At 52.4% G+C, this 16,927-nt stretch carries 11 protein-coding genes, 2 pseudogenes and 1 CRISPR repeat array; of the genes and pseudogenes, 2 read left to right on the top strand and 11 right to left on the bottom strand.

Annotated elements, in window-relative coordinates:
- Positions 1–65 precede the first annotated feature (65 nt).
- On the bottom strand, positions 66–1,778 hold the full coding sequence (gene cysI / locus NA624_RS14390) for an assimilatory sulfite reductase (NADPH) hemoprotein subunit (RefSeq protein ID WP_001290667.1): 1,713 nt from the start codon (positions 1,776–1,778) through the stop codon (positions 66–68).
- Positions 1,778–3,577: an NADPH-dependent assimilatory sulfite reductase flavoprotein subunit gene (cysJ, locus tag NA624_RS14395; protein WP_439040274.1), complete on the bottom strand. Its 1,800-nt coding sequence runs from the start codon at positions 3,575–3,577 to the stop codon at positions 1,778–1,780. Before cysJ ends, cysI begins: the two co-directional genes overlap by 1 nt.
- Before the next feature lie 435 nt (positions 3,578–4,012).
- Here cysJ and queD point away from each other — a divergent pair, with 435 nt between their 5' ends.
- Positions 4,013–4,375, top strand: coding sequence for a 6-carboxytetrahydropterin synthase QueD (gene queD / locus NA624_RS14400; protein WP_000108312.1), 363 nt, complete (start codon positions 4,013–4,015; stop codon positions 4,373–4,375).
- An 87-nt stretch (positions 4,376–4,462) separates the two neighbouring features.
- On the opposite strand, the gene NA624_RS14405 is transcribed toward queD, so the two are convergent.
- The 5 genes from NA624_RS14405 to mazG form a co-directional block, all read right to left on the bottom strand.
- A complete protein-coding gene (locus NA624_RS14405) occupies positions 4,463–5,260 on the bottom strand; it encodes an MBL fold metallo-hydrolase (protein ID WP_001208018.1) in 798 nt (265 codons plus the stop codon).
- 158 nt (positions 5,261–5,418) lie between these two features.
- Positions 5,419–6,729: direct repeats of the CRISPR family, unit length 29 nt; unit sequence CGGTTTATCCCCGCTGGCGCGGGGAACAC.
- A 296-nt stretch (positions 6,730–7,025) separates the two neighbouring features.
- Positions 7,026–7,697, bottom strand: coding sequence for a 7-carboxy-7-deazaguanine synthase QueE (queE, locus tag NA624_RS14410; protein WP_001199958.1), 672 nt, complete (start codon positions 7,695–7,697; stop codon positions 7,026–7,028).
- A gap of 135 nt (positions 7,698–7,832) precedes the next feature.
- Positions 7,833–9,131 (bottom strand): phosphopyruvate hydratase, encoded by a 1,299-nt coding sequence (eno, locus tag NA624_RS14415; protein WP_000036734.1) that lies wholly within the window; start codon positions 9,129–9,131, stop codon positions 7,833–7,835.
- Positions 9,132–9,213: 82 nt separating this feature from the next.
- Positions 9,214–10,851: a glutamine hydrolyzing CTP synthase gene (gene pyrG, locus NA624_RS14420; RefSeq protein WP_000210863.1), complete on the bottom strand. Its 1,638-nt coding sequence runs from the start codon at positions 10,849–10,851 to the stop codon at positions 9,214–9,216.
- Positions 10,852–11,078: 227 nt separating this feature from the next.
- Entirely contained in the window at positions 11,079–11,879 is an 801-nt protein-coding gene (gene mazG, locus NA624_RS14425; RefSeq protein WP_000210897.1) for a nucleoside triphosphate pyrophosphohydrolase, read from the bottom strand.
- 592 nt (positions 11,880–12,471) lie between these two features.
- On the opposite strand from mazG, the pseudogene NA624_RS14430 reads away from it, so the two are divergent.
- A pseudogene (locus tag NA624_RS14430) lies at positions 12,472–12,615 on the top strand (fimbrial protein); the annotation flags it as partial.
- Positions 12,616–12,633: 18 nt separating this feature from the next.
- Here NA624_RS14430 and NA624_RS14435 read toward each other — a convergent pair.
- From NA624_RS14435 to rlmD, 4 genes and pseudogenes are all read right to left on the bottom strand, one after another.
- Positions 12,634–12,931, bottom strand: a pseudogene (locus NA624_RS14435) (type II toxin-antitoxin system RelE/ParE family toxin).
- The gene (locus NA624_RS14440; RefSeq protein ID WP_072105920.1) at positions 12,897–13,253 is read right to left on the bottom strand and encodes a type II toxin-antitoxin system ParD family antitoxin; all 357 of its coding nucleotides are present in this window, start codon (positions 13,251–13,253) and stop codon (positions 12,897–12,899) included. Before NA624_RS14440 ends, NA624_RS14435 begins: the two are co-directional and overlap by 35 nt.
- Before the next feature lie 84 nt (positions 13,254–13,337).
- Positions 13,338–15,572 (bottom strand): GTP diphosphokinase, encoded by a 2,235-nt coding sequence (gene relA, locus NA624_RS14445; protein ID WP_000226841.1) that lies wholly within the window; start codon positions 15,570–15,572, stop codon positions 13,338–13,340.
- 51 nt (positions 15,573–15,623) lie between these two features.
- Positions 15,624–16,919: a 23S rRNA (uracil(1939)-C(5))-methyltransferase RlmD gene (gene rlmD / locus NA624_RS14450; protein WP_000046859.1), complete on the bottom strand. Its 1,296-nt coding sequence runs from the start codon at positions 16,917–16,919 to the stop codon at positions 15,624–15,626.
- Positions 16,920–16,927: the final 8 nt, after the last annotated feature.

A 16,927-nucleotide genomic window follows, 5' to 3' on the forward strand; every position in this document is an offset into this window, starting at 1 on the left:
CTGTTTGCCTTGCCTGATGGCGCTGCGCTTATCAGGCCTACACAGACGCCATCCGGCAATTCAGGTTATTCCCAGAAATCACGCGCGGGATCGAGCACCGGGCGAATGATGCCCGCACGCACCGTAAAGTCGCCGAAGCCTTCACCCGCTTCACGCTCTTTCGCCCAGCGCCCAACCAGTTCATCCAGCGAGGCCAGAATATCCGACTCGGTGATGTTTTCTTTATACATCCGTGGGATACGTGTCCCAATACGGTTGCCGCCAAGATGCAGGTTGTAGCGACCCGGCGCTTTCCCTACTAAGCCAATTTCCGCCAGCATCGCGCGGCCACAGCCGTTCGGGCAACCGGTCACGCGCATCACGATATGCTCATCAGGAATGCCGTGTTTTTCCAGAATCGCTTCGACTTTGTCCGTGAACGACGGCAGGAAACGCTCGGCTTCCGCCATTGCCAGCGGGCAGGTCGGGAACGACACGCAGGCCATTGAGTTTTCACGCTGCGCGCTCACCGCATTCATCAGCCCATGATCGCGCGCCAGCGTCTCGATCTTCGCTTTCTGGCTTTCCGGCACGCTGGCAATAATCAGGTTCTGGTTAGCGGTAATACGGAACTCGCCCTGATGAATCTTCGCGATCTCCAGCAGGCCGGTTTTCAGCGGACGCCCCGGATAATCCAGGATACGACCATTTTCGATAAACAGCGTCAGGTGCCATTTATCATCAATGCCTTTCACCCAGCCAATCCTGTCGCCACGCCCGGTAAATTCATACGGACGAATGGGTTCAAATGTGATCCCCGCGCGACGCTCGACTTCCGCTTTAAACGTCTCCAGTCCCACGCGCTCAAGGGTGTATTTGGTTTTGGCGTTTTTCCTGTCGGTACGGTTACCCCAGTCGCGCTGCGTCGTCACTACCGCTTCTGCCACCGCCAGGGTGTGCTCCAGCGGTAGATAGCCAAACTCGCTCGCGGTACGGGCATACGTTTTCTTATTACCATGCTCAATAGACAGACCGCCGCCGACCAGCAGGTTAAAGCCCACCAGCTTGCCGTTTTCAGCAATCGCCACGAAGTTCATGTCGTTGGCGTGCAGATCGATATCGTTCTGCGGCGGGATCACCACCGTGGTTTTAAATTTACGCGGCAGATAGGTCTGACCGAGGATCGGCTCCTCATCGGTAGTCGCCACCTTCTCCTGATCGAGCCAGATCTCCGCATAGGCGCGAGTGCGCGGCAGCAGATGTTCGGAGATCTTCTTCGCCCATTCGTAGGCTTCAGCATGCAGCTGAGACTCGTACGGGTTAGAGGTACACAGCACGTTACGGTTCATGTCGTTGGCGGTCGCCAGCGCGTCCAGCCCGACCGAATGCAGCATCTGGTGCACCGGCTTGACGTTCTTCTTCAGAATACCGTGAAACTGGAAGGTCTGGCGGTTGGTCAGACGGATACTGCCATAAGTCGTGTTATCCGCCGCGAATTTGTCGATCGCTTGCCATTGCGTCGTAGTAATCACCCCGCCCGGCAGGCGGCAGCGCAGCAGCATCGCATGACGCGGCTCCAGCTTCTGCGCCGCACGCTCGGCGCGAATATCGCGGTCATCCTGCTGATACATGCCATGAAAGCGTATTAGCAGGAAGTTGTCGCCTTTAAAACCGCCGGTGAGACCGTCGTTCAGATCTTCTGCAATGGTACCGCGCAGGTAGTTGCTTTCCAGCTTCATGCGCTCGGCATCGGACAGTTTACCTTCGACCACCAGTGGGCCTGGATGTTTTTCGCTCATTAGTAGACATCTCGCTGATAACGGCGCTCTACGCGCAGCTCACTTAAATATTCATCTGCCGATTCGAGGTCCATACCGCCGAATTCAGCGATCACTTCCAGCAATGCTTTTTCGACATCTGCGGCCATACGCCTGGCGTCGCCGCAGACATAAATGTGGGCACCGTCATTGATCCAGCGCCACAGCTCCGCGCCCTGTTCGCGCAGTTTGTCTTGTACGTAGATTTTTTCTTTTTGATCGCGGGACCAGGCCAGATCGATCCGGTTCAGCACGCCTTCTTTCACGTAACGCTGCCATTCAACCTGATAAAGGAAGTCTTCGGTGAAGTGCGGGTTACCGAAGAACAGCCAGTTCTTGCCTTCCGCACCGTCGGCGGCGCGTTGCTGCATAAAGGCGCGGAACGGCGCGATACCCGTACCTGGGCCAATCATAATCACCGGCGTTTCCGGGTTAGCTGGCAGGCGGAAATTATCGTTGTGTTCAATAAACACGCGCACCTCGCCCTCTTCTTCCACGCGGTCGGCGAGGAAGCTGGAAGCGCCACCCGCGCGGGCGCGGACTTCAATGTCATAACGAACCACGCCAACGGTGATATGCACTTCGCTCTCCACTTCAGCCTGTGCGGAGGCGATGGAGTACAGACGCGGCGTTAGCGGACGCAGCAGGTCGATTAGCGCCTGAGCATCCAGCTGCGCCGGAGAGAAACGCACCATATCAACGATCGGCGTGGTGGCGGCATACTGTTGAAGCTGGGCTTTATCGCCCACCAGCGGCAACAGCGACTCACTGCGCGTCAGGGTCGCGTAGTTCTCAACAATGTTGGCGGTATTCACCGTCAGCTCGAAGTGCCACTCCAGCGCTTCGGCGAGCGGCAGGGTTTTACCATCAACCGTCACCGGCTCATCGCCCTTCAGCCACAGCAATTCCACGATCTCTTTGACCAGCGCGGGATCGTTCTGATACCAGACGCCCAGCGCATCGCCCGGCTGATAGCGCAGGCCGGAGTCGCCTAAATCAATCTCAATATGGCGCACATCTTTTTCTGAATCGCGACCGGTGATTTTCTGATTCACGGCGAGGGTCGCGGTCAGCGGCGCGTCTTTGGTATAGGGGCTGGTGTGGATGTCGTTTACCGCGCCAGTAGCGACGGATTGCGAAGGTGCCGCGACAGGTGCGCGGGACTTCAGAACATCAACCACGCGGGCGCGCCATTCGCTGGCAGCTGCCTGATATTCAACGTCAGCATCGACACGGTCGAGCAGACGTTCACCACCCAGTTCCGCCAGCTTATTGTCAAAATCTTTACCGGCCTGGCAGAAAAATTCATAAGAGGTGTCGCCGAGGCTAAACACGGCAAAAGCGGTGTTTTCCAGTTTCGGCGCTTTTTTGGAGAACAGGAATTTATGCAGCGCGACGGCCTCTTCCGGCGGCTCGCCTTCTCCCTGGGTGGACGTCACTATCACCAGCCGTTTTTCACTGGCAATCTGTTTGAATTTGTAGTCGCCGGCGTTCACCAGTGTCACATTAAGGTTGGCCGCCAGCAGATCATCACGCAGCGCTTCCGCCACACGACGCGCATTGCCGGTTTGCGAAGCGGAGATAAGCGTAACCCCCGGCATCTTCCCCTCAGGAGCAGGCGTGACGGCAACAGCGCCTGAGCGCGGGTTCAGTACGCCCCAAAAATAGCCGGAGACCCAGGCAAGCTGTTCGGGAGTAAGGTCGGTTGTCGCGGCCTGAAGGCGCGCCAGTTGCTCCGGATTAAGCGGAAGCAACCCAGTCAGTGGAGCCGGTGTCGTCATGCGTCGTTATGTTCCAGTAAGCAAAGCGGATCTATACACAAAATCATTCAAGTTCGCTGTAGCCCAGACTGTAAGCTGATCGCGCCCCAGGAGCGTACATAAATACGTGACTGGGGCGAGTAAACGCAGTCAACACAGATGCGGCTTGAAGGATGAAGTGTATAAGCGATAAATCCCAAACTGAGGATAAGGTTAACGGTGAGAGGAATAACAATTAAAGAAGGGTTGGAAATAACAAATAACCAAATGAACTAACCTGTTTTAGTTATCGTTATTAACGCCAAAATCGATTTCATAATTGATTGATAATTATTGAATTTTCTGGAAATTCTTAAATTAATTGCCCGTCACAAGGCGGAGAATGGTTTTAGTTAATGATAAAAAATGCGCTTTCCGGTACCCTACGGCGGTTTTTTTATTGCCTGAGAGTTCATCATGTCCACCACGTTGTATAAAGATTTCACCTTTGAAGCCGCTCACCGCCTGCCTCACGTGCCTGAAGGGCATAAGTGCGGCCGCCTGCACGGACACTCGTTTATGGTGCGTCTCGAAATTACCGGTGAAGTCGATCCGCATACCGGTTGGATTATGGATTTCGCGGATCTCAAAGCGGCGTTTAAACCTACTTACGATCGTCTTGATCACTACTATCTGAATGATATTCCAGGACTGTCCAATCCCACCAGCGAAGTGCTGGCAAAATGGATTTGGGATCAGGTTAAGCCCGTCGTGCCGCTACTGAGCGCCGTGATGGTGAAAGAAACCTGTACAGCCGGCTGCATCTATCGCGGCGAATAAGGTTTATTAACGCGTGGGCTGGATGCCAAATTGATTCCAGCCTATCCACACGACGTTTTATCAGTGAAAATATTGTCCAGCGCGGTGTTAAAAGCGCAGCACATCACCGGTTGCAGGTGCGGTTATTTCCGGTAGCCACAACCGCCCCCAGGCCCCTGTACAGTGACAACCGCATAGTTTTTCAGGTTTTTGTTCTTGCAGAAAGCGCCTGACTCGCCACAGCGTGAGCGGTGATGCGCAGCGGAGATGAAATCCGCCGACAAGCGCGTAAATCCGCTTTATACCGGTAATGTTCTGACAGTGCCGGACAATATTTGCGATCCCCCGATGCCCGCATCCCGTAATGATGACTAATCCTTTTGCCGATTGGTAAATCAGTACGCCCTCATCCAAAATAGAGTCCGGCTCCGCATCGTGACCGCCAAAAATGCCGTAGGCTTCAGGCGCGACCACCGGTATTTCCCCTGACCAGATAAAGTTTTCGCCAATCGGCAGGGGGTCACGCGTGTACATCATTCGGTAGCGTGAATAGTCCACCTCACATGACAATTTTTTTATTTTTCGGGTAATACCGAGAAAAGTCATTGCCGCATAACGTTCACGCGCAATATCGGGATGGCAGATGATTCGACTGTTATCAGGAAGCCACGGCACGCCGCCGCAATGATCGTAATGACCATGCGAAAGCACCACAGCAGACACATCGGACAGGTCGATCCCCATCGCCGACGCGTTTTGCATAAAACTGCCATCAGGGCCGGTATCGAACAAGATAGACGTAGACTCATCCTCGACCAACAGGCTTAACCCTGGCCGGGCCTTCAACGATTTATCCGCTCCAACTCCCTTATGATTTTCGAGCAATACCCTGATCCTTAACGCCATGGCCTTCTCCTGTATAAAAGCCTCCCCGGAAAAACGCGGCCTTTTTACTTTACAGGTTTGTAGCTGCCATTACTGGTACACAGATTATGATTATGCAACGGCTATCCTTGTTGGCGCGGGGAACACCAAAAATCGTTGCGCCAGTGGAAATGGTATGGCGGTTTATCCCCGCTGGCGCGGGGAACACATTAAAATGCCTGTCCGCCTGGCTCATTTGCGCGGTTTATCCCCGCTGGCGCGGGGAACACAGCGACGACGCCGTCATCACCGGTGACTGTGACGGTTTATCCCCGCTGGCGCGGGGAACACATATTCAGGCATTTAAAACTGCGCAATTATTTCGGTTTATCCCCGCTGGCGCGGGGAACACATATCTTCAATAAGGTTGAGTTGATACTCACTCGGTTTATCCCCGCTGGCGCGGGGAACACGTTACCAGAACCAAGCACGCTGTTACCTGTCCCGGTTTATCCCCGCTGGCGCGGGGAACACAACGCGTGCGTTGCCACCCCCTCACGGATCATCGGTTTATCCCCGCTGGCGCGGGGAACACTTCATTTTTACCGGGTGGATTTCATAAATCGTCGGTTTATCCCCGCTGGCGCGGGGAACACGGCAGCGCAGGCCGCTTTATTTAGCAATTCAGCCGGTTTATCCCCGCTGGCGCGGGGAACACGACACTCCCAGATATTCACGCTGGGGGATCTCCGGTTTATCCCCGCTGGCGCGGGGAACACCGGTAGTTCGCCGACAGATTGCGGACAGTGGTCGGTTTATCCCCGCTGGCGCGGGGAACACGTGAAGACACGGAGAAAGTCTGTGATTACTGGCGGTTTATCCCCGCTGGCGCGGGGAACACGCGACGTATTCGCAACGGTACGGTGCCCAATGTGGTTTATCCCCGCTGGCGCGGGGAACACAAATAACCTCTGACATTGTGGGGAAAGGTGAACGGTTTATCCCCGCTGGCGCGGGGAACACGAGATGAAGAAAAGTCAGTTCGTCAGCGACGGCGGTTTATCCCCGCTGGCGCGGGGAACACATTGCGCTGGCTACCTACGGCGAATTATTCAGCGGTTTATCCCCGCTGGCGCGGGGAACACGATGATCTGGAGGCCCTCCCTCGGCGATGGCATGGTTTATCCCCGCTGGCGCGGGGAACACGCTATGGAGGCATGGAACGCCTGCCGCACCGCCGGTTTATCCCCGCTGGCGCGGGGAACACTTGGGGATATCCCCCAGTTGAGCTACTCGGATCGGTTTATCCCCGCTGGCGCGGGGAACACGATATCAGCCGAGAAACGCTCAATTGCGGACACGGTTTATCCCCGCTGGCGCGGGGAACACATTACCAACGTCAGATGACGCGAAACCTGAACCGGTTTATCCCCGCTGGCGCGGGGAACACTCGTCAATCCACGCGAATATGATCGCCTGACCCGGTTTATCCCCGCTGGCGCGGGGAACACACTAAACGTATATCGTTCTTTATAAAGCACTTTTTATCATCACCACATTCCACCAACATAATCGCAACAATTTAAATTATTAAAGAACAGCTAATTTGCTGATTATGATGCAAAAAAGTTCATAGAATGATTTTTTCTTTAAATTTACCAAAATAGCGTGATCCGTGCATCGCTATGGAAAAATTTATCAGCGCTTTTATACACTCATCGAAATTCGCATAGAGAAAATAAACAATGCAAGGTAATGGATGAGTCACAGACGGCATCGGCAGGCCGTCTGTAAGATTAGTAATGCATCAGGCGATATTTAAATATTTATGCGTTTGCATAGACAGCCGCCAGTTACGCGCAATACAAGTTTCAATACACAGACGCGTCGCGTCTTCTTTCTGGCTAATGGGCTGCAAAGCAATCACGCGCGGTTTATCATCGCTCAGCGTGGCTAACAGTTCATCCAGCGCCTCAATATCACGAACTCGCCCAACGGGATGCTTGATTTCATTGGCGCGCTCCAGCGCCTGGGAAAGCACGTCATATCCTCCGCGCATATTCACTTTTGGTGAAACCGTTACCCAGGTGTTAGGCGTACAGCACACTTCGTGCGTCCCACTGGTTTCAATCTGGCAACTAAAACCACTCTTTTCAAGCAGATCGGTGAGCGGCATGAGGTCGTGAATACAGGGCTCGCCACCGGTGATGACAACGTGACGGGCGGTATAGCCCTGACGATTAATTACTGCCAGCAAGTCTTCACTGCTCGCAGCACCCCATTTGTCGCTCTCTTTGGTTTTTGCCAGAATGCTAAACAGAGACACTTCCCGATCGCTCAGTTTATCCCAGGTATGCTTAGTATCACACCAGGCACAGCCGACCGGACATCCCTGTAAACGAATAAAAATAGCGGGGACGCCGGTAAAATAACCCTCGCCTTGTAGGGTCTGGAACATCTCGTTAATCGGGTACTGCATAGCGTTCTCTGTTAAGGGGATAATCGTTAATTATTGCAGATTTCGTCTGCCCGGTCATGCACAGCGGCTGCGCTATTGAACAGATACAAAAAAACCCGCCGAAGCGGGTTTTTACGTTAAGAGGTAAAAGCAGGATTACGCCTGGCCTTTGATCTCTTTACGACCGTTGTACGGTGCTTTTTCGCCCAGAGCTTCTTCGATACGAATCAGCTGGTTGTATTTAGCAACACGGTCAGAACGGCTCATAGAACCGGTTTTGATCTGGCCTGCAGCGGTACCAACAGCCAGGTCAGCGATGGTAGCGTCTTCAGTTTCGCCAGAACGGTGAGAGATGACAGCAGTGTAGCCAGCGTCTTTCGCCATCTTGATTGCAGCCAGAGTTTCGGTCAGAGAACCGATCTGGTTGAATTTGATCAGGATGGAGTTAGCGATGCCTTTCTCGATGCCTTCTTTCAGGATTTTGGTGTTGGTTACGAACAGGTCGTCACCAACCAGCTGGATTTTGTCGCCCAGTACTTTGGTCTGGTATGCAAAACCGTCCCAGTCAGACTCGTCCAGACCATCTTCGATGGAAACGATAGGGTACTGTTTGGTCAGTTCTTCCAGGAAGTGGGTGAATTCTTCGGAGGTGAACGCTTTGTTGCCTTCGCCAGCCAGAACGTATTTACCGTCTTTGTAGAATTCAGATGCTGCGCAGTCCATCGCCAGGGTGATGTCTTTACCCAGCTCGTAACCAGCCGCTTTAACCGCTTCAGCGATTACCGCCAGCGCTTCTGCGTTGGAACCCAGGTTCGGCGCATAGCCGCCTTCGTCACCCACAGCGGTGTTCATGCCTTTGCCTTTCAGCACTTTTGCCAGGTGATGGAAAACTTCAGAACCCATACGGATGGCTTCTTTAACCGTTTTCGCGCCAACCGGCTGGATCATGAATTCCTGGATGTCGACGTTGTTGTCAGCGTGCTCGCCACCGTTGATGATGTTCATCATCGGAACCGGCATGGAGTATTTGCCCGGAGTGCCGTTCAGTTCAGCAATGTGCTCGTACAGCGGCATACCTTTAGCGGCAGCAGCAGCTTTGGCGTTAGCCAGAGAGACAGCCAGAATGGCGTTTGCACCGAAGTTAGATTTGTTTTCAGTACCGTCCAGGTCGATCATGATTTTGTCGATGCCAGCCTGGTCTTTAGCGTCTTTGCCAAGAATAGCCTGAGCGATCGGGCCGTTAACCGCGCCAACAGCTTTGGTTACGCCTTTACCCAGGAAACGGGATTTGTCGCCATCGCGCAGTTCCAGCGCTTCGCGGGAACCAGTAGAAGCACCTGACGGAGCCGCCGCCATACCTACGAAACCACCTTCCAGGTGTACTTCAGCTTCAACAGTCGGGTTACCACGGGAGTCGATGATTTCACGACCGATGACTTTAACGATTTTGGACATTAGGTTTTCCTCAAGTCACTAGTTAAACTAAAACTTCAGACAAACGGTGCACCGCTGAGGGTGCACCGCCGTTCTAACTTTTTTACTTCGCCTGACGTTTCTGATGCTCGTTGGCAGCTTTAACAAAGCCAGCGAACAACGGATGTCCATCACGCGGCGTGGAAGTAAATTCCGGATGGAACTGACAGGCCACGAACCACGGATGATTCGGTACCTCAATGATCTCGACTAACTGATCATCACCGGAACGGCCTGCAACACGCAGACCCGCTGCTTCAATTTGTTTCAACAACATATTGTTGACTTCGTAACGATGGCGATGACGTTCAACAATCGTCGACGCGCCGTACAACTGACGTACCAGACTGTCATCGCTAAGCTGGCACTGCTGCGCGCCCAGGCGCATGGTGCCGCCCAGATCGCTTTTCTCGCTACGGACTTCAACGTTACCGTCTTCATCGCGCCACTCGGTAATTAACGCCACAACCGGGTACTTACAGTCTGGCACAAATTCCGTTGAGTTGGCGTTGTCCATGCCGGCCACGTTACGAGCGAACTCAATCAACGCAACCTGCATCCCCAGGCAAATGCCCAGATAAGGAATATTGTTTTCACGCGCATAGCGCGCAGTGGCGATTTTACCTTCAACGCCACGATAGCCGAAGCCGCCGGGGATCAGGATAGCGTCCAAATCTTTCAGAATTTCGACGCCGCGCGTTTCAACATCTTGCGAATCGATCAATTTGATGTTGACGGTAACGCGGTTTTTCAGACCACCGTGTTTCAGCGCTTCGATCACCGACTTATAGGCATCCGGCAGTTCAATATATTTGCCGACCATGCCGATAGTCACTTCGCCTGCCGGGTTCGCTTCTTCGTAAATGACCTGTTCCCATTCAGACAGGTTAGCTTCCGGACAGTTCAAGCTGAATCGTTTACAAATATAATCATCAAGCCCCTGAGATTTCAACAGGCCTGGAATTTTATAAATGGAATCGACATCTTTCATTGAAATAACGGCTTTTTCCGGCACATTACAGAACAATGCAATTTTTGCACGCTCGTTGGCAGGAACCGCGCGATCGGAACGACAAATCAGAATATCGGGCTGAATACCGATAGACAGCAGCTCTTTCACGGAGTGCTGAGTCGGTTTAGTTTTCACTTCGCCCGCAGCCGCCAGGTAAGGTACCAGCGTCAGGTGCATAAACAGCGCGTGTTCACGACCGATATCTACCGCCAATTGACGAATCGCCTCAAGAAACGGCAGCGATTCGATATCACCAACGGTACCACCGATTTCCACCAGTACCACATCGTGGCCTTCGCCGCCTTCCAGAACGCGCTCTTTAATCGCGTTAGTGATGTGAGGGATTACCTGTACGGTTGCGCCCAGATAGTCGCCACGGCGTTCTTTACGCAGAACGTCGGAGTAGATACGGCCAGTCGTGAAGTTGTTGCGGCGAGACATCTTGGTGCGGATGAAACGCTCGTAGTGCCCCAGGTCCAGGTCGGTTTCAGCGCCGTCTTCAGTAACGAACACTTCCCCGTGTTGGATTGGGCTCATAGTACCCGGATCAACGTTGATGTACGGATCCAGTTTCATGATGGTCACGTTGAGACCACGGGCTTCCAGAATGGCTGCGAGGGAGGCTGCGGCAATGCCTTTACCCAGAGAGGATACGACCCCGCCGGTCACAAAAATATAGTTCGTTGTCATGCGGAACCTGAGAAGTTAGGTTTAAAAGACGATGGAATAACCAGGACGGGAAAGCAGTATACCCGAACATGACCTACGCCACAAACTTTCATTATTCCTCCTCTTCGTCAGGCTGACATTCACACAGGGAGGGAGAAAATAGCCCCTTTGAGGTAAATGTTTTTGACGTAAATCAAGCGCTTGTTATTTAAAAAATCACACAAATCGCTCTTGACCGCCTAAAACCTTTAGAGATCAATTTCCTGGCGTTTTACTTCCTGCCAAACTTCTTCCATTGTTTCCAGGTCCACCCCGGTCATTTCCAGGCCTCTGGCTGCGACAATACGTTCAACTTCGCGAAAACGACGTTCAAATTTATCGTTCGCTTTTTGCAAAGCGAGCTCCGCTTTCGTACCTAAATGACGCGCCATGTTGACCGTGGCAAAGAGCAAATCGCCCATTTCCTCTTCCAGTTTAGCCTGATCAACAACCGCCTGCCGCGCCTCGAACATCACCTCATCGATCTCTTCATAGACCTTATCGACGACCGGTCCCAGCGTCGTCCAGTCAAAGCCCACGTTTGAACACCGTTTCTGGATTTTTTGCGCGCGCATTAAGGCCGGTAAGCTGCGCGGAATATCGTCCAGCGCGGAATGCTGCGCTTTTTGCGCGCGCTCTTCCGTTTTGATTTGCTCCCAGCGAACTAATGCTTCTTCGCTATTATCCGCGGAAAGCTCGCCAAAAACATGCGGATGGCGGCGCTCCAGCTTGTCGCTAATGGCAGCGCAGATATCATTAAAATCGAAGCGGCCTTCTTCCTGCGCCATCTGCGCGTAAAACACCACCTGGAACAACAGGTCGCCCAGTTCGCCGCGCAAATCGTCAAAATCCTCACGCGCAATCGCATCCAGTACTTCATAGGTTTCTTCCAGCGTATAAGGCGCGATGCTGGCGAAGGTCTGCTCTTTATCCCACGGGCAGCCGTTTTCCGGGTCACGCAGGCGCTGCATGAGGGTGAGAAGACGGTCAATTTGATAGTTAGTTGTCATGGTTTTTAATCGGTTGTAAATACTAGCGACAATTGTAACGTATTATTCTTAACCATTCACGCACAGAGACACTACGGCAACGCCTATATAATAAAATATATTGTTAACAGGTGTTGAACGCTACCTCTCCCGTATAATTTTAAAATTATTAATCGATACACAACAATATAATAATCATATAAATAACTTATTAAAAAAAACAGATATTTGCACCAGGCATTATAAATAACATCAATTAAGCAAACGCTATAAGCACCCCACCCAAAGAGCCTTCCCTTTCAAAAAAATAAATTATTTCACTTTTACGGAAAAACGAGTAGCATGCACGCCAGTTTAATATCCAAAAAAGACCACTTTTTTTGTTTTTTCTGGAACATACATGAAATAAACATATTGAAAGTATTACATATAATATTTTATGAGCCTGTACGATCATTCAGCCCTTAAGAATATACTCATAAAAATGTAGAAATATAATATTTTATTATGGCCTATTTTTTACCCAAAGCCCGCAGCATGGCTCTATGCCGCATATCCCTTGGTATACGCGTACAAAATGCTGCCATAAAATACGTTAATTAAGGATAACACGATGAAGTCATCTCATTTTTGTAAACTGGCAGTAACTGCATCTTTAGTTATAGGAATTGTCTCCGGCGCTCAAGCCGCGGGTAGCAACACAGCAAAGGTCACTTTCCTTGGTAATATTGTTGATTCCCCCTGCTCTATCACACTTGTTTTTTAGATAAAAAGGCTATAACCAATTTACATGCTTACCAGCATCCTGATTCTGGCTCAGAATACGTATCACGATAACTTCCGTAACTGATTGTATAAAATAGATAATATGCCTTTCAAACGGTAAGGCATAAATGTATTCACCCAGTTCAGGTCGAGGCGTGCCAAATGTTATTGGCACTCATAATGCTGAATATTTCTGATAGATGATTAATATATCGATCGGCCTGTATTTCGCCAAAATGCTGCCAGCCGTAATGCCAGATATTTTCCAGATCTTCACTGGCCTTTGGCGTTAATTTTACCGTTCTCATCGGGTTTGATCATCCCTGTTTTGACCTTCCGTAAAAAGGCATCCTTTTCCCAGGCCTGGGGCTCTCCGCTGTTCAGACCTTCAGCCAGAAGTTCACGTAACGCCAGGAGTCGTGACCCGGCCTGTTTTTCCCTCAGCAGACGAAGAGACTCTCTGATCACTTCACTTTGTGTTCTGTAATCACCTGATTCTATGAGCGATTCAATAAACTCGCGCAGTTCATCGCCAAGATCAACGGTCATTGTTCTGGCCATAACAGCCTCCACTGTAAGTATAAATCTTACATAAGAGTACACCGGAAATGAAATGTACGTCAAAAACATACCCCATGTCTCATGCTTATGGGGTTGGCTAATGCGGCTTTGCTGAACGAGTAGCAAAGCCGCTACATTATTACTGTCTGGGGTTTACCCCCCGTGCAAACGACGGGCATCAATCACATCCGGCACCTGGTTCAGCTTACCGAGCACCCGGCCCAGCACCTGCAGGTTGTAGATCTCGATGGTCATATCAATGGTGGCGATCTGCTGCTTAATGTCGCTGCGGCTGGCGACGCCCAGCACGTTGACTTTTTCGTTAGCCAGAATGGTGGTGATATCGCGTAGCAAGCCGCTGCGATCGTTGGCCTGGACGCGCACCACCAGCGAATATCCCGCCGAGTAGCTTTCGCCCCATACCGCCTCTACGATCCGCTCCGGCGCATGTGAGCGCAGCTCAGCCAACTGTTCACAATCGGCCCGGTGCACGGAAATCCCCCGCCCCTGAGTAATGAAGCCGACAATTTCATCCCCCGGAATCGGCTGGCAGCAGCGGGCAATGTGGTGCATCAAATTACCCACGCCTTCTACCACCACGCGCCCGTCGTCTTTACGACGATTTTGCGGCGCGTATGTTTTTTGCTGAAGCTGTTTCAGCGCCGCTGCATCCTGCTCCTCTGCACTCGGCTTATTGAACTGCGATTGCAGGAAATTCACCATCTGATTAAGACGGATATCACCGCCGCCTATCGCCGCCAGCAACTCTTCCAGCTCATTAAAGTTGTAGCGCGGCAGCAGATGTTTCTCGGCCTCTTTCAGGCTAATCCCTAAATGCGCCAGCTCATCGTCGAGGATCTGCCGTCCAGCCAGGATATTTTTGTCACGGTCCTGTTTACGGAACCAGGCGTGAATTTTCGAGCGCCCGCGGCTGGTCGTCACATAGCCCAGGTTTGGATTCAGCCAGTCGCGGCTGGGATTCGGCTGCTTCTGCGTGATAATTTCAACCTGATCGCCCATCTGCAACTGATAGGTGAATGGCACAATACGGCCGCCGATTTTAGCGCCAATGCAGCGGTGCCCGACATCGCTGTGGATGTGGTAAGCAAAATCGAGCGGCGTAGAACCGGCAGGCAAGTCAACCACGTCGCCTTTTGGCGTAAAAACGTAGACCCGATCGTCAAACACCTGGCTGCGCACTTCATCCAGCATTTCGCCGGAATCGGCCATCTCTTCCTGCCAGGCGATCAGCTTACGCAGCCACGCAATTCTGTCTTCATGACCGGAACGCACGCCGCCGGACGCGGCGCCTTCTTTATACTTCCAGTGCGCCGCCACGCCCAGTTCGGCGTCTTCATGCATCTGTTTGGTACGAATCTGGATCTCAACGGTTTTACCGCCCGGCCCCAGGACCACGGTGTGGATAGACTGGTAACCGTTCGGTTTCGGGTTAGCGACATAATCATCGAATTCATCCGGCAGGTGGCGATAGTGCGTATGCACTATCCCCAACGCGGCGTAGCAGTCTTGCAGACGTTCAGCGACGATACGCACGGCGCGCACGTCAAAGAGTTCATCAAACGCCAGATGCTTTTTCTGCATTTTGCGCCAGATGCTATAAATATGTTTTGGTCGTCCGTAGACTTCCGCCTGCACGCCTTCGTTTTTCATTTCGGCGCGCAGATGTCCAACAAACTCTTCGATGTAATGTTCGCGATCGAGACGGCGCTCATGCAGCAGTTTGGCGATGCGTTTGTATTCCGCCGGATGCAGGTAGCGGAAACAGTAGTCTTCCAGTTCCCACTTCAGTTGCCCGATGCCCAGACGATTAGCGAGCGGCGCATAGATGTTGGTACATTCTTTCGCCGCCAGCACGCGCTCATCTTCCGGCGCCTCTTTCACTTCGCGCAAATGAGCGATTCGCTCGGCCAGTTTGATGACCACGCAGCGGAAATCATCCACCATCGCCAATAACATTCGACGGACGTTATCAACCTGCTCCGAAGAAACAGAGTCGTTATGAGTGGCGTTTAGCTGACGGATCGCCGCCATATCGCGCACGCCATGAATCAGGGTAACGATAGATTTGCCGACGCTTTCGCGCAGTACATCTTCGCTGACTACGTTGGCGTCGGCCAGAGGGAACAGTAGCGCCGCCCGCAGCGTGTCGATATCCATACTCAGCGTGGAAAGAATTTCTACCATCTCCACGCCACGCCACAGCAACAGATCCGCATCCGGATGTCCTTGTGTCTGTTGCAGGCAATACGCCCAGGTTTCGGCTAAGCGCTCACACGACTGCTGGCTGGAAATTCCCAGGCTTGCGATCCACTTCTTCGGATCAAATTCACCAGCTTTATTAATATGTGCACTTCTTACCGCGACCATCGTCCTCTCCTTAAGGGACCAGGCCTACCGAAGTCGGTAAGCCGGTAATCATTACATGCGCTCGAACAGAACCATTGATTCCAGATGTCCTGTGTGCGGGAACATGTCGAGCATCGCTAAACGCGTAACCTCATATCCCGCATTGACTAGCGCTTCACTATCGCGCGCCAGCGTCGCCGGGTTACAGGATACATAAACAATGCGAATAGGTTTTAATTTTATAATATGTCGCATCACTCCTGTAGCCCCCGCACGCGCAGGATCGAGTAAGACTTTGTCAAAGCCGTTTTTCGCCCACGGCTGCTTCGTGACATCTTCCTCCAGGTTCTCATGGAAGAATGTCACATTATGTAAACCATTGCGGATGGCGTTTTCACGGCCTTTTTCTACCAGCGCCGGAACGCCCTCAACCCCTACCACGCTTGCCGCGCGCGTTGCCAGCGGCAGCGTAAAATTCCCCATTCCGCAGAACAGATCCAGGACACGATCCTCGGCGCGCACATCAAGCCACTCCAGCGCGCGGGCGATCATTTGCTGGTTTACCGCCTCATTAACCTGAATAAAATCTCGCGGACTGAAGGCTAAACGTAAGCCGTGCGAATCATACCAGGGCGCCTCGCCAGATACCGTTTCCAGTATCTCGCTAAACGGCGCCAGAAACAGAGACAATCCCTCAGAATGCGAAAAGCGTTCCAGTTTTTCTTTATCCGCCGCACTTAATGGCGCGGTATGGCGCAGAATCATCAGCGTACCGCTTCCCGCCTGTACCAGCTCAACATGCCCAAGATGTCGGGTGCCGTGTAAACTCGCCAGACACGCCCTGATTCGGGGCAGCAATGCTGCAAGCTGGGGCGCCAAAACGGGGCACTGTTCGACATTGACGATATCGCTGGAACCCGCTTTGCGAAATCCCATTTGCAGCGGTTTATCCGGCGGGCAATTCAGACTTAACCGCGCACGACGCCGATAACCCCAGGACGCGCCGGCAATGATGTCATTCACCTCGTGTTTCATCAAACGCGCCAGCGCCGCGCTTTTGCTGCGTTGTTGCAGGGCGATGCTGACATGCTGTTGCTGACAACCACCGCAGACGCCAAAATGCGGGCAGCGCGGCGTTTCTCGTTCCGGGCTATCATTCAAACGACGCGAAACGCGTGCGCGGGCAAATTGCTTTTTATCTTCTGTAATAATGACTTCTGCGCTTTCCTCAGGCAATAAACCGGGGATAAACAGCGCCTTTCCGTTATGACGGGCTACGCCCTGACCAAATGAATCGAGGTCATTGACTTTAACGGTTATGATCTGACGCGTCGTCACGCGCCGTTTTGCAGAGTAGAATTGCGCCATCGACCAGC

The organism is Salmonella sp. NW38 (assembly GCF_051807745.1).
Taxonomy (GTDB): Bacteria; Pseudomonadota; Gammaproteobacteria; order Enterobacterales; family Enterobacteriaceae; genus Salmonella; species Salmonella enterica.

Coding starts and splice junctions, on each gene's coding strand:
- pyrG (WP_000210863.1), bottom strand. CDS start 10,851: ATGACAACGAACTATATTTTTGTGACCGGCGGGGTCGTATCCTCTCTG.
- cysJ (WP_439040274.1), bottom strand. CDS start 3,577: ATGACGACACCGGCTCCACTGACTGGGTTGCTTCCGCTTAATCCGGAG.
- NA624_RS14405 (WP_001208018.1), bottom strand. CDS start 5,260: ATGGCGTTAAGGATCAGGGTATTGCTCGAAAATCATAAGGGAGTTGGA.
- queD (WP_000108312.1), top strand. CDS start 4,013: ATGTCCACCACGTTGTATAAAGATTTCACCTTTGAAGCCGCTCACCGC.
- NA624_RS14440 (WP_072105920.1), bottom strand. CDS start 13,253: ATGTTTTTGACGTACATTTCATTTCCGGTGTACTCTTATGTAAGATTT.
- relA (WP_000226841.1), bottom strand. CDS start 15,572: ATGGTCGCGGTAAGAAGTGCACATATTAATAAAGCTGGTGAATTTGAT.
- cysI (WP_001290667.1), bottom strand. CDS start 1,778: ATGAGCGAAAAACATCCAGGCCCACTGGTGGTCGAAGGTAAACTGTCC.
- rlmD (WP_000046859.1), bottom strand. CDS start 16,919: ATGGCGCAATTCTACTCTGCAAAACGGCGCGTGACGACGCGTCAGATC.
- eno (WP_000036734.1), bottom strand. CDS start 9,131: ATGTCCAAAATCGTTAAAGTCATCGGTCGTGAAATCATCGACTCCCGT.
- mazG (WP_000210897.1), bottom strand. CDS start 11,879: ATGACAACTAACTATCAAATTGACCGTCTTCTCACCCTCATGCAGCGC.
- queE (WP_001199958.1), bottom strand. CDS start 7,697: ATGCAGTACCCGATTAACGAGATGTTCCAGACCCTACAAGGCGAGGGT.